Here is a 14,024-nt window from a genome sequence, read left to right on the forward strand (position 1 = left end):
TGCCAGCCGTGGCCGTCCAGTTCGTAGCCGTCCTCGGGTGCGGGCACCGCCGCGTCGGCCAGCGCGTGGGCGAGATCCGTGAGCCCCGGTTCCTCCGGGTCGAGGTACTCGATGACCCGGTCCCAGCCGGGATCCCGCCCCGCTCCCTCGTCACCGCGTGCCTCGTCTGCCGGGGGCCTCGGTGCGATTGCCTCACCGCTGCTCACGGCAGGCACCGAGGGCGCGGGGACGACCCCGACGGACGCGAGCTCGTCCGCCGGTGAGGGCACCGGCGTACGTGTCGACGTCAGCCAGCCCTCCCCGCCGGTCACGGTGAGCACCTCGGGGGCGAAGCCGTCGAGCATGCTCGACGTCAGCTGGGCACTGTCACCACCGCCGTGCTCCAGGAACTGCAGCACGTTGCTCCAGTACAACCAGGCGCGCCAGCGCCGCTTGTGGGCCGGCTCGTCGGCCAGGGCCGCGTCACTGTTGTCCAGGACGCTGAGCCCTGTCCACACGGGCGGGGTGCGTCTGCCGTCGGCGGCCAGCACCAGACGGCAGCCCGACGCGTCGGGGCCGGACAGCAGCCGTACGGGTCCGGCGCCCCCGGCGGGCATGCCGCCGCGCAGCGCCGCCCGGAGGCCCTCGCCGACGCCTTCGCCGGTGAGCGCGGTGGCGCGGACCCCGTCCGCCCCGCTGAGCCCGGCGGCAGCCGCCTCCGCTCGTCGCCTCCAGCGTTCCGGGTCCGGAGAGCGCAGATAGGCCAGCAGCAACCGGGCCGGGTTGACCCACACCGTCTCGGCGAGTTCACCGGGCAGGCCCCGGCCTACGCGGTCGTAGTAGTCGCGGGCCCGCTGCTGTCCCGCCGCGCCGTACGGCTCCCACACGGGGGCGGCGGGGCCGGCTCCCGCGTACCCGGTGTCCTTGATCCGCTGACGCCACTCCTTGACGTCGTGGTAGGTCAGCTGGAACACGCGAAGGCCGTCCGCCCGGAGCCGGGTGCGCTTCATCGCGTCGTCCGCCAGGCGGTTGTGCTCACGGGTGGCGTGGTATGCGTAGCCGTCGAGGTACAGGGCCACGCGCGGGCCGGGGGTGTCCAGCCGTTCGAGGAGTATGTCGGGCCGGGTGCCGTCCAGGGCACGCTGCTGGGAGACACGCCAGCTCACGGTGGACCCGTCGGCCGCGGTGAGCCGCAGGTCGAGGGCGTACGTACCGGCGGAGGTCGTGTACGTGTCCGCCGCGGCCTTCGACTCGGCCAGTTTCGCCCAGTCCTGGAGGGTGTCGATGAAGAGGATCTCCAGGTCGCTCTCGGCCTGTCGTTGCAGCGGGATATGACGTGTCGTCGCCACCGGTGAGGTGCGCCACCGCTCACCGTCGGCGCCCAGCAGCTCGTCCAGCATCTGGCGGACCTCGTTGCGGCTGACCTTGTCGTAGTCGGCGGCCGGTACCCGCCGCAGCAGGCACTGGTGGCAGCCGTCGAGCCCCTTCTCGCGGCACGCGCAGCCCTCGATGACGTCCCGTGCCCTGAGCAGCACCTCCCGGAAGCCGTCGGCGGACGCCAGCCGGTGCAGATAGCCCGTGCCGCCCGGCAGCCGGTCGTAGACGACGAGGAAGCGCCTCGGCCAGTCCGCGTCCAGGTCGCCCGCGTGGTCGGGCATAGTCGCCTCGGCGATGTCGATGTGGTCGGGATCGCCGCCGTAGCGGGCCGCGATCCCCACGAACAGGGCGGCGGTGAACGACGCGAGCCGCTCCTTGACGCGTGCCACCGACGCGGGCAGCAGAATGCGCACGGCCTCGGTGGTCAGTTCGTGAGCGAGCAGCAGCGGCACGTCCTGGCCCTTGCCCTGCTGTTCACCCGCATCGGTCACCGGCTTGCGGACACGGCGCCGCGCGCACCACAACTGATGGTGGTGGGCGGCCGGGGTGCTCGCCGCCCCCGACTCGGTGAGCGCGTGCTGCGGTACGTCCACCACCGGTCGGCCGTCGGCCGTGGCGCCGCCGCACTCGGTGCAGACGTAGAACGGGTTGATCCGTACGTCCTGTCCGGCGAGCGGCACCGTGCTGCTGCCGTCCTCGCGGTCCAGCCCGAGGTTCAGTGTCCGGATCGTGGCGTGGCGGGTGAAGTCCACGCCGAACACGGCGGTGTCGTGCCGCCAGGAACCGGGCGCCAGACGGTCGGGGTCGATGTCCACGGTGGTGAGGACCGCGTAGCGCCTGCGGTCCCGTTCGTCGTGGTCGTCGCGGACCCGGGCGTCGTCGCGTTTGTCGCGGGACAGGACCCGCCTGGGCCGCAGTACGCGCTGGACACAGCCCGCGTCGGCGATCTCCCGGCCCTGGCAGCGCGGGCACGGATCGGTGTTGTGCTCGGCGTTCCGCTCCTCGGTGCGGACGTATCCGCAGGCGGGGCAGAGCCGCCACACCGACCAGGCGCGGCGCTCGGGAGTGCCGACGTCGAGGGCGCGCACCACGTGGCGGTAGCCGTTGACGTAGAAGCTGTTGCCGGGGGCGAGTTCGGTGAGGGCCAGCTTGCGGGACCGCTCGTAGTCCCGCGTCTCACTGCGGTACACCTTGCGGACGGCGCCCCGCTCGGCGGCTCCCACCCCGTCGGTGTCGTCCTCCTCCGGCGTCTCCGTCCAGTAGAGCGTCGCTTCCAGCTGGGTGGTGGTGTCCGTCAGGCTGTAGTTGGGCAGCAGCCCGAGGTCCACCAGGGTGGCGTGAGCGCTGGACTGGCTCAGCTCCCGCAACAGGTCCCCGGCACCCCGCCGCTCGGCGAGCAGTTCGCGCCGTTCCCGGGCCTGCGACTCGTCGGACTGGGCCAGCTGCTCCGCGGCCTCGTCGATCGCCGCGATCCGGCGGCGCAGCTCCTCGCGCCGCCCCGTCCAGTCCTCCTCGGCCTCCTGCAACGCCCGCGCGATCCCGCTGGTCGCGTACGCCCGGAGTTCCTCCGCCGCGTACGCGGAGACGCCCGCCCCGTCGGAACTGTCGGTGTCCCGGCCGTCGCCGGCGTCGGGGAACAGGTCCAGGAACTCCTCCACGAGCGCCGCTCCGTGCGTGCGCGCGGCGTCCGCGAGGTCCTCGCACCACCCGCTGGTGCCGAAGAGGGCGGAGGACAGCCGGGGGAGCGGTGCGAGCACCTCGCCGTCGGAGGTCCGCAGCTCGCCACGGGCCGCCAGGTCCAGCAGCCGCGCCGTGTACTGGCGGCGCAGGATCTCCACCGCCGACAGATAGCAGCCCGGCGGCAGGATCGTCCCGGCGATCATCTCGCGCGGCTCGTCCAGGTAGTACAGGTCGCGCGCCTTGCGTCCGCCGAACGCGACGATCAGCGCGTTGCCCGTGCGGCGCCCGGCGCGTCCGGCCCGCTGTACGTAGTTGGCGGGACCGGCCGGCAGGGAGCCGAGCAGTACGGCGGACAGGTCGCCGATGTCGATACCGAGTTCCAGCGTTGGGGTGCACGACAGCACATTGGGGTCGGTGTAGTGCGTACCCGTCTTGAAGGCGCGCTCGACGCGCTCCCGTTCGGGGCGGCTGAGCATGCCCGTGTGCTCGGCGGTCACCACGCGGAACGTGCCGCCCGTCAGATAGAGGCGGCGGTAGTAGTCGCCGGTGTAGTCCCGTTCCGGTACGAGTGGGCCCGATCCGAAGCGGGACACCTCGGCCTCGGCGCCGGACCGGTCGGCCCGGGGCGCGGTCAGCAGCCCCTTGCACCGGTAGCGAGGGCAGGGATGCCCGTACCAGCGGGTGAGGCGCTCGGGCGCCACGACCTGCTGCCAGCGGCAGTCCTCGCAGTTCACGAAGGCCTTGTTGACGACGGCGTCGTCGAGGAGCCGCACCTCGATGTGGCCGGGCTGCAGCCCGTAAACCCGGGTCTGCCGGTCGCGGGCGGTCCGCACCGAGAGGACGCCCGCGTCGGCGAGGGCGGGCAGCAGCCTGCGCAGGTACTCGGTGGCCCCGGCGGCGTCCAGATCCAGGCATCTGCGGGTCCAGTCCTGGTACCACCCCAGGCGTCCTGTGACCGAGTCGAACTCCGTCTTGTCCTTCTGCCCGTCCAGCAGGAACCGCGGCGGGGCGACTCCCTCGGGGAAGGCGGGCATGCCGTCCGGCCTGCGCCCGGAGATGAGATACCGGTCGGCGCCGACTTCCTTGATCCAGGTGTCGAGCCAGCGGTGCCGCACCGCGCCGCGCAGCCGTAGCCGCTCCAGCAGGCCCCGGACGTACGCGAGATAGCGCTCGGGTGTGGGCAGCCCGCCGACCGCCAGCAACTGGCCGGGCAGGGTCAGGTGCAGGTCCCGCGCCAGGTCCGTGACCCGGTCCGGGTCCGCCACGGCGACCTCGGCGGCGGCGGTCCGAGTCAGTTCCAGGGTGCGGCCCATGCGGCTGCGCAGCCCGAACTCCATCACCGTCGCGAACGCCAACCGCTCCCCGATCAGCCGCCAGGTCCGCGCGTCGCCCGTGCCGCGCCCGGAGAGCAGCCGGTCGACGCCCGGTTCGTCGTGCAGATCGGGGGGCACTACTGCAGCCAGTGCCTCCGGGTCGTCGACCGAGTCCAGGACATGGCCGATCAGGTCGTTCAGCGCGGTCGGCGCACCGGACTCGTCCAGGTTGTGGGCCAGGAGCGAGCGGAGCGAGAACTTGTACGAGGCGTTGGCGACGTATCCCGCCCGGTGGGCCGCGTCCTGCGTGGAGTCGTTGAACAGCAGCGTCTTGCGCTCCTCCGGGACGAGCGCGATGTCGCCGCCGGTGAACAGCTGAGTGACCGTCGCGGAGGCGAGGGCCGCCTGGGCCGTGCCGAGGAAGCGGATGCTGTTGTCGGTGTGGCAGGCCGGGCACCGGTCGTCCTTGGCGGCCCGGTCGGCGGTCTTCTTGTCGAGCACGGCCAACGTGAACCAGGCGTCGACGAGATCTCCGTCGTCCCCGGTGGTCGGCAGTCGGTAGGTGCCCTGCCCGCCGTCCAGCACCACCACCGACAGTGGGTCGACGCCGCCGTCCGAAGGGCGTGCCCCGGTCAGCGCGTCGAGGGCCTGCTGTCGCTCGCGGCCGGTGGCGGAGATGAAGTAGCGGACACGTCGCTTGTCCCGGCCCACCCCGGCCCGCCAGATCCGGTCCTGGGCCATCACGAGCTGCTGCGGGTCGGTCTCGGGGGAGAGAGCGGCCCAACCGGAGCGTCCGCAGTTGCGGCAGTACACGGCGGGCAGGTGCACCTGGGCCGGGCGTGGCGCGGTGTCGGTGCCCGGCAGCGGCTGACTGCCCGCGGACGACGGATAGCTGCCGGACGAGGCGTCCGGGTCCTCGTCACCGGGCGGCGCGGCGTTGAGCGCGGCCCGGCGGGCGGCGGTGCGGTCGTCCTCGTACCAGCGGAACTCGGGGGTGCGGCCCACCCCGCGCAGAACCCGGGTCACGGGCCGCACCCACAGGTGTGCCTCGATGTGCAGCAGCGGCCGGGGTCTGCGCGCGTCGGAGTCCGGGTCGCGGGCGGCCGACAACAGCGCCACGAACCGGGACAGCGCCTGCAGCACCAGCAGAGGGTTCTCCCGCGCGGTGCGGCCCCAGGTGTAGCCGAACCGGGCGAGCCGTTCCCGCAGCGCCCACTCGTCCAGTGGCTCCCCGCTGAGCAGTGACAGCACACCGTGGGTGAAGTCGTGCCGCTTCAGCAGCCGTCCGATCCGGAAGGCGTCCAGGCCGAAGCGGCCCAGCATCCGGGCGGCGAGGGCGTCCAGGTCCAGCAGGTGGGGCCGGGCCTCGACGTCCGGTCCGCCGGACACCGCCACGACCTCCTGCGGGGTCGGCGGTTCCGGCAGTTCGTAGTCCACGGTGCCGGTGAACTCGTCGGCGGTCATCCGCTCCTCACCGATGACCGCGTCCGCCGGGAACGGCATCCCGAACACCCGCGCCGCCACATCGAGGATGCCCCCGGCCTCCTTGCCCGGCGCACCCTCACCCAGCGTCGCCGAGGTCGCCACCGGGCAGATCGACCCCAGCGGTCTGCCGGGCCTGGACGCGCCGGTGGCGGCGGCCAGCCGGCGCAGCAGCATCGCCACGTCGGTGCCCTGCGCGCCGTCGTACGTGTGGAACTCGTCCAGCACGACGTACGCGGGCTCGGCGCCGTCCCACAGCATGCGGTCCTCTCCCCGCTGCAACAGCAGGTCGAGCATCTTGTAGTTGGTGATCAGCACGTCCGGCGGCGAGACACGCATCTCTTCGCGGCGCGTCATCACCCGCCGGAAGTCGGTGTCGGGCCGATCCCCGATATAGAGCCCCGCCGTGACCTGGGCCAGCTCAGGCCGCGCCAGGTACTCCCCGATGCGCCCGGCCTGGTCGGTGGCGAGCGCGTTCATCGGGTACAGCAGCACGGCCTTGATCCCGGCTCGCCCCTCGGCCTTCTGCCGCCGGCAGTGGTCCAGTACGGGGATCAGGAACGACTCGGTCTTGCCGGACCCGGTGCCGGTGGTCACCAGGGTCGGCCTGGCGGACCCGTGCAGCGTGGACAGCCGCGCCCATGCCTTGGCCTGATGCCGCCACGGGGCGAACCCGGGGAACCCGGCGGACCACTCAAGTTCCCGTTCCCACCCGCCTTCGGCGACATGGAACGGCGTCCTGATCCGCAGGTAGGGCCCGCGGAAAATGCCGGTCTCGGGATGCCCGAGGAAGCGTTCGAGTGCGCCGCGGGTGTCCTCGTCGGCGAGGGCGTACGTCGTCGTGAGGTACTGCGTCAGACTGCCGCGGAGCTGCGCGGCGGCCATGGTGGGCTTCACGACGGTCCCCCTTGCGATGCCGGTGCCCTGGTGATCGGTACCACCGTATAGGGGGTGGCTGACAGTCCCATACGGTGGTGAACCGGGCCTGACCTGGTTAGGCGGCCTTCTTCCAGTTGGCCAGTTCCTCGGCGAAGTCGCGGAACGACCGGTTGTTGCCGGCGGGGCGCCCGGTGACATAACCGCCCTTGACCGCCTCCTCCATGATCTTGGGAGCGTGGGACTCGCTGTACGGAGGTTTCCCGAGGCTCTTGGCGAGGTGCTCTTTGGCCTTCATGATTTGGCCGAGATCGCGGCGGCGTTCGGCCTCCTTGAGCTGCCAGCCTGGCTTGACCTTGGGGAACGCTTCGGGGAAGAGCATCAGCCAGGCCTCCATCTCGTAGGCGGCCAGGGCCAGAGCGGAAGGGCAGCATTCCCTGAAGGCGGCGCGCATCTCCTCGGTGATGCGCCTGCGCACACTGTCGTACTTCTCGTCGGCGACCGCGTCGAAATCGACGTGTATGACGACCCCGGCCAGTTTTGCCGTGTCCGCATGGCCCTGAGCGAATCGCTTGATCTCCTGAAGGCGGGGAGAAAGCGTTGCCTGGGCACGCGCCAGCCGGACGGGCTTCCTCATGAACTTCACTTCCGGGCAGGACCCCGGATAGAGCGCGGGAATCAGGTGCTGGAGCACCTTGCAGTCGTTCGGGTCCTCACCGGCGACCACGATGACCGAGCGCTGACGGCCGCGAACAGGCTTCGGGCTCACAGGGCACCCCCGAGAGCACCCGAGTACCAGAGATCTCCCAGCGGCTCGAACTCGGACTTCTCGACGACCCGCTGAATGTCCTCCAGGCTCCGAGCCGGGATGTGGGACGCACCGCTCGGGCGACGTTCGCACACGATCAATTCCTCGGGTTCCAGCTCGTTGACGAGGACTGGCGAATGCGTGGTCACAAGGAACTGGCCGTGAGCGCTGGCCTCGCGGAGCCTGAGCGCCAGAAGACTCAGCACATGCGGGTGGAGGCCGTGATCGATCTCTTCGATGCACGTCAGCAACGGAGGCTCCGGATCATGAATGACCGCGAGCATGCACAGGGCGCGGACAGTGCCCCAGGACGCGTCAGCCAGGCGGGTGCGCCCTCGCAGGCGTTCTTCCTCCAGTTCCACTTCGACCAGGCCGGAACCAGGAAGGAGGGACATATGAATGTTCCGGATCTGGGGGACCGCGGTCCTGATGTCCTCCAGGAGAAGTTCCCATGCCTCTCCATGTTCCTGGAGACCCAGCAGAAAGTCCGCCAGGTTGGAAGCGTCACCTTTGAGGTACCGCCCCGACTCACTGATGGGTGAGGGCCGCCGGGCGGCCCTCACGTCCGGGTCGAAGACCCGAATGCGGGAAAGATGCCGCTTCACTTCGCTGATGGCCTTCGCGGACGAACTGCCGTCCGGCCAGGGAACAACCTGGTTCTGGTGAAGGGCGGACACCATTCGGTCGACAGTGACCTGAACTTCTTCGCTGCCGCTCTCCGACGGGCTGTTGATGACGCAGGCATTGCTGGTCAGCTCGGCTGTCGACTCCGCGTTCGGACACGGGTGCTGGGTGAACCGCTCCTGTCGATAGAGCACATGCCCACGGTGCCGAGGTTCGGGGAGTCGGCGCTGAGAGACGCTCAACTCGTAGCTGTCCGGAGTTTCTTCCGATGCGAAGTCCGTCCAGATGCCCTCGACACCAATGGTGATCTTCGACATCGGAGTCCGGCCGCCTCGGAAGGCCAGGGCGTCGAACCCGCCACGTTCCTCCAGGGTCGGCTCGATCCCCTTGCGGGTCACGTCCCCCAGGAACTCCAACGCGTGCAGCACATTCGACTTGCCCGCCGCGTTCGGACCAACCATGACGGTCAGGGGCCCGAGCGGCAGCTTCGTGTCGGTCAGGGTGCGGAAGTTGCGCACTGTGAGACCGAGTATCCGGTGGTTCAAGCCTCGCGCCCATCGTGGAACGGCCGGGCCACGAAGACCCGGGCATCGAACTGGTCGGCGCACGGCGGACGGTTCCTGAGACAGGCCGCTGAGGGCTGCTCAGTTCCCCACGTGTGCCGTCCACTTGGCGCGTCCGACCACCGAGCATCACGAAGCGTACAACTTGCGTCACACCGTCACCAGGTACTTGCGCACTTCAGCCATTCGGACCGAAACGGCCCTCTTTCCTCACGCCTTGACGTGCACGGACCCTGACGGGAAGGGAAAGCGCGCGGGCAGTGCCGAGGGGGAGCCGCGATGTCCGAACCGCTCTACGTCCCCGTTCTGCCGGTCCGGCAGCATGCCCGGATCGCTTACGAACGCCTCCGGCCCGATATACAGGCGGCGATCGTGCCTCTCTGGAACCTCCCACCCTCTCCGGGGACGATCCCGGAGCAACTCAAGAGCGCCTACTGGCAGAAGGAACTGCGCCGGGTGAGGGGCGTGCACCGGCGCCATCCGGGCTGGATCGACGCCCCGTTCGCCGAGGCCGCGCAGATACCGGCACTCGCCGCGATCCTGGACGAGTGCACCGCGATCAACCGCCTGCTGCGCCCGGTGACCGGGCCGGAGCGGGACGAGGCCCAGCAGACAGCCGCGGTGGAGACCGCCCGCCGCTGTGGCTGCGGAGTCGGCATCCGTGTCCGTATGCCGGGGGAGTGGGACGGAGCCGTCGCCGAGGACGTCGGCGCGCTGCTGGACCGTATCGGCGGGGAGGTGCCCGTCGATCTCCTGCTGGACCTGGGCGGTGTCCTGCCCGGCCGCCCCGACGCGGGCAAGGAGGCGCTGCGCGCCCTCGACGCTCTCGTGGCACTGGCCGACGACTGGCGGACCGTCGCCGTGCTCGGCGGGGCGTTCCCCCAAGTCACGGATGACATGGTGCAGTTGGGAGAGCCGCACGACGAACCCCGCGCCGACTGGGACACGTGGCACGAGATACGGGCGATGCGCCGGGAACGCCTCTCACGGCTCAGGTACGGCGACTACGGAGTGCAGTCCCCCGCGTCCCTGGCCACGAAGCCGGGGGACGGAGGCCCGCCCTGGGGCGTCCTCCGCTACACCACCGACCGCTCGTTCGTGCTGTGCAAGGTGCTGAACGGCGGACCGGACCGCACGGCGGGCATCCGGGCCGCAGCCGGCCGGATCCGCGATCTGCCCGACTTCCGGAAGGCGGTCGCGAGCGCCGGGGAGACCTGGCTGCGCGACTGCGCCGACGGGCCCATGACGGACAGCGAGGGCACCGGCACCCACACCCAGTGGCTCTGGGCGGGCAACGTCCAGCACATGACGTACGTCGTCCGGTCCCTGCCCGGCACCTGAACCGGCCCCGGCGGAGGCGTCTCCCCACTCAGTCGAACAGCGGCGCCAGCACCTCATCGCCCGCCAGGATCCGCCACGCCGGCACCCGCACCGTGCGCCCCACCGGGCACGCCTTCGCTCCGTAGCCCCCGGACGGCAGCCCGGTCAGGAGGTCGCTCCGCGTGTGTGTCAGCCGTAGATGCCGTGCCGGGTCGACGCCGGGCGGTGGGCCGGGGTCGACCAGGACGGCCGTGTTCTCCCCGCCTCCCGTGAACAGCAGGTCCACCGGGTGGCCGCCGACCACCGCCGCCCGCTCCAGGTCGGTGATCCCACGCTCGGTCAGGTACCGCTGGAGCCGGTCGGCGAGTTCCTCGCGGAACCCGGTCGCCGGGGTCGCCGTCACCACCGGCCCGTCGGCCTCGTCCATGCTCGCCCCCAGAGGCGCCGAGCGCTCCGCGAGCAGGGTCGGCAGTCCGCTCTGCCCCTGCCAGAACGCGTGCGCCCCCACGGTGATCAGCTGGGACTTGGCCCGGGTCACCGCCACGTTCCACAGGTTGACCTGGCTCGCGACCCAATGGGTCGTCCTCGGCGGGGTGTTGTGCGTGGCCACCGGGCTCAGCACCATCACGTCGCGCTGCCCGCCCTGGAAGGCGTGCACGGTGCCGACCCGGACACGGTCGTCGTCGCGCCACACCCGCGCCAACGCATCCTTCTGCGCCCGGAAGGGCGTGACCACGCCGACAGTGGCGTCCTGCGGCAGCCGCGCCAGCAGTTCGTCCACCACCCGCCGTACGGCTTCCGCCTCCGTCGCGTTGCGCCAGGACCGTCCGTCGCCGCCCCGCGCCGACTCGCCGCGCGGTACGTCGACCCAGCCCAGCGCCGGCGCCGGATCGGCCGCCCTCACCGGGTCGAGGGCCGGGATCTGCCGCCGTACGTCGGTGAGCACCTGCAACTGGCCCGCGTAGCAGTAACCGTTGACGATGTCGGCGATCCGGGGGTGGCACCGGTAGTGCTCGTCGAGGAGCAGCGCTGAGTCACCGTGCTGCTCGGCCGCGTGGTACGAGGAGTACACGTGGTACGTGAGCCGGTGGTCCTCCAACTGCGCCGCGCTCAGCCCGGCCCGGACCCGCGCCTGCTGTTCCTGCTGAGGGGACACGCCGGGGATGTGTCCGAGCTGCATCGGGTCGCCGATGATCAGCGCCCGTCGGGCCCGGAACAGCAGTGGCAGCACCGAGGGGATGGAGCACTGGCTCGCCTCGTCGATGACGACGAGGTCGAACAGCTTCGGGGTCAGCTCCAGTTGCCGCACCGAGTGCGTGCTGACGGCCCAGCCCTTGATGTGCGCCAGCAGGTTCTTCTGGCTGCGCTGGAAGCCCGAGCGGCTCCGCAGCGCCTGGAGCCGCTGCTGCATGAGCCCACGCGCCCGTGTCAGCGTCTCGGCGGACAGCGCCCGCGACAACTCCGCCGACAGTTCGGAGAGCGTGCCCGCCGCCTCCAACCGTGACCGCCGCAGCCCGTCCTCGTCCCATCCCGTGTGCCGGGGGACGAGCGCCCGCACCTCCCGTTCCACGGCCACCGTGTCCGCCAGCGACTCCAGCAACTCCGCGCGTACAGGACGCCCGGTCGCCCACTCCGGCCACGACGGCCGGTCCCGCAGGTTCGAAGGATCCGGTCGGTTCGGAGGACTCGGGTGGTCCTCCTCCGCGTCGTCGGACACCGCCGAGACGAGCGCGGCCAGCGCCCGCCGCCGACGCCACGGGCCGAGCAGCCACCAGGGGGCCCCGGCCACCTTCCGCGCCCGGTCCTCCCACCGTCCCAGCGCGGCTGAGTCGTCCTCGCCCGGTGCCGCCCAGACACCCTCCAGGAGCGGCAGCGGCAGCTCCAGAGCTTCCACCCGTTCCTTCCGCTCCCGAAGCAGCTCCAGCAACCGCCCCTCCTCGTCGACGTGTCGCGCGGCCTCTGCCCGCAGTCCGTCGGCGGCCTTGCGCGCACTGCGCAACTGCCCGCCCACGGTGGCCGATCCGCGGCGCGGCGCCTGGGCGGGCTCGCCCAGCAGCCGCTCCAGCTTGGCCGCCTCCCGCACCAGCGCTTCGGTGTTGCCCGTCCGCATCAGCAGGCCGGGAGCGATGTCGTCGCAGCGTTCGGCGACGACGTTCACGGCCTCGTTGTTCGTCGAGGCGACCAGTACGGACTGCCCGGCGGCGACACAGGTGGTGACGACGGCCGTGACGACCTCGCTCTTGCCCGTGCCCGGCGGCCCGGTCGCCACCGTCAGGGGCCGTGTCATCGCCGAGGAGATGACCGACTCCTGGCTCTCGTTGCACGGCCCCGGAGCCACCACGGCGACGGACGACGCGCCCCGCGCACCGCCCTCACCGCCGCTCAGCAACGCGTCCAGGGCGGTGCCGGGGATCTGCCCGGTCCGGGTCGAGATCTGCAACAGGTTGTCCACCAGGGCCTCGGTGGCCTTGGCCTCCACACCCGAAGGCACCAGCAGTACGGCCGCGTTGTGCGCGCCGGGCCGCAGCGCCTGCATCACCGTCCGCTCGCTGAGCGCGGACGGGTCCAGCGGCTCCAGCTCCGGCAGCCCCAGCTCGTCCAGCAACTCCCGTACGGCGCGCAGCATCTGCGCGTCGTTGCCCTCCTGCCAGGACGGCTGCCAGCGCGCGACGAGGTCGGCCGCGTCGCCCGCGTCCAGCAGTTCCGCGACGACACCCGTGTGCAGGGAGGGAACACCACTGGGCCGGAGCACGTCCCGGCCCTCCTCGTCCGGGGCCAGTTCCATCTGCTGGATGAGCAGCGGCGCCAGCTCCACCGCCGTACGGCGCCCCCGGGCCCCGCTGTCCCGCACGGGCAGGGTGATCGCCGGATAGCCGTACCAGTACTCCTGCTGTGCCCCCGCGTCCCCGCCGCCCGAACCCGCCGAACCGCCCGTGGCCGCCTGCGGCTTGGGCAGCTTCCCGGGGGCGGGAAAGACGGAACCCCGCCCGGACTGTATGGTCTCCTCGCCCTGGCCCAGCAGGAAGTACTTCGAGTCCCGCCCGCTGTCCCGGTCGGGCCGCATCCCGGCCGCCGACTGAGCGGTGAGGCAGTGCGCGTAGTACCGCAGCAGCCGCTCCCAGTCGACGCCGTCCCGCGCGCCCAACGCCGCCAGTTCCCGGGCCTTCAGCAGGGCGGGGGACCGCCGGCCCGCCTCGCCCGCGTCGCGCGGCGGCTCCGCGAGACGCACCGGGCGGGCCACCGACCGGGCGAAGGGCAGCTGGTTCGTGGCCCTGATCGTGGACTTGGTGGGACGCTGCTCCTCCGGTACGCCGTCCCGCCTCATCTGCGCGGTCAGGTACTCGAAGAGGTCGTCCGGCGTGATCCAGCCGCCCTCCTTGATCCGCCCGTTGCGCAGCCCCTCCACGATCTCCCCGGTGAACCGGGACGTACCGAGACCCGACCCGGCCGGCGCCATCGCGGACGCGGACTGGAGGGCGTCGGACGCGGTGATGAAGTACACGCCCGTCGGCCGCAGCAGCGTGCTCGGCGCGGGCCGCGCGGGCTCTTCCGCCGGCCCCTTTGCGGTCCAGCCCTGGACGACGGAACCGCTGGAGCAGCAGTCCAGCAGCACCAGCTTCGAGGCGGCCCGGCACGACTGGAGCATCCGCTCCAGGAACTCCGCCGGGACCGCCGTACCCGGCAGATCGTCCGGGTCGGTGTCCCGGGTCAGGAAGTACAGCTGGTTGTCGTCCTCGCAGAACTCCCCGTGTCCGCTGAAGTACAGCAGGGCCGTCTCGCTGGGCTGCCGCGCGCTCAGGTACGTCTCGACGGCGTGCAGCATCTCCGCGCGGGTCGGCTCGGCGACCAGCGCGCAGTCGTTGTACATGCCGATCTCGGTGTTCTCCAGCACCGCCCGCATGTAGTGCAGGTCGGCGCGTACGGGCGGCAGATCGCGGTAGGCCTCGCTGTCGTACGTGGACACGCCGACGAGCATGGCGAACCGGTCGTTGTCGGCCATGT

Annotated in this window: 5 protein-coding genes; 1 reads left to right on the top strand and 4 read right to left on the bottom strand. The window is 71.5% G+C overall.

The window, feature by feature from the left end; genetic code table 11:
• The 3 genes from ACWCRB_RS25545 to ACWCRB_RS25555 form a co-directional block, all read right to left on the bottom strand.
• A partial coding sequence (locus ACWCRB_RS25545) for a DEAD/DEAH box helicase (protein ID WP_450998248.1) occupies positions 1 to 6,728 on the bottom strand: 6,728 nt, incomplete at its 3' end.
• A gap of 97 nt (positions 6,729 to 6,825) precedes the next feature.
• Positions 6,826 to 7,476 carry a hypothetical protein gene (locus tag ACWCRB_RS25550; RefSeq protein WP_450998249.1) on the bottom strand — a complete coding sequence of 217 codons (651 nt, stop codon included), beginning with the start codon at positions 7,474 to 7,476 and terminating at the stop codon, positions 6,826 to 6,828.
• Entirely contained in the window at positions 7,473 to 8,657 is a 1,185-nt protein-coding gene (locus ACWCRB_RS25555; RefSeq protein ID WP_450998250.1) for an AAA family ATPase, read from the bottom strand. Before ACWCRB_RS25555 ends, ACWCRB_RS25550 begins: the two co-directional genes overlap by 4 nt.
• Before the next feature lie 324 nt (positions 8,658 to 8,981).
• Between ACWCRB_RS25555 and ACWCRB_RS25560 the strand changes: the two genes are divergently transcribed.
• On the top strand, positions 8,982 to 10,043 hold the full coding sequence (locus ACWCRB_RS25560; protein WP_450998251.1) for a beta family protein: 1,062 nt from the start codon (positions 8,982 to 8,984) through the stop codon (positions 10,041 to 10,043).
• A gap of 28 nt (positions 10,044 to 10,071) precedes the next feature.
• Here ACWCRB_RS25560 and ACWCRB_RS25565 read toward each other — a convergent pair whose 3' ends face one another.
• The gene (locus tag ACWCRB_RS25565) at positions 10,072 to 14,022 is read right to left on the bottom strand and encodes a caspase, EACC1-associated type (RefSeq protein WP_450998252.1); all 3,951 of its coding nucleotides are present in this window, start codon (positions 14,020 to 14,022) and stop codon (positions 10,072 to 10,074) included.
• Positions 14,023 to 14,024: the final 2 nt, after the last annotated feature.

The sequence above is a fragment of the Streptomyces sp. NPDC002156 genome (assembly GCF_053593675.1).

Bases quoted from the DNA above. Each gene is read 5' to 3' on its own strand.
- ACWCRB_RS25560 (WP_450998251.1), top strand. From the start codon at position 8,982: ATGTCCGAACCGCTCTACGTCCCCGTTCTGCCGGTCCGGCAGCATGCC.
- ACWCRB_RS25565 (WP_450998252.1), bottom strand. From the start codon at position 14,022: ATGGCCGACAACGACCGGTTCGCCATGCTCGTCGGCGTGTCCACGTAC.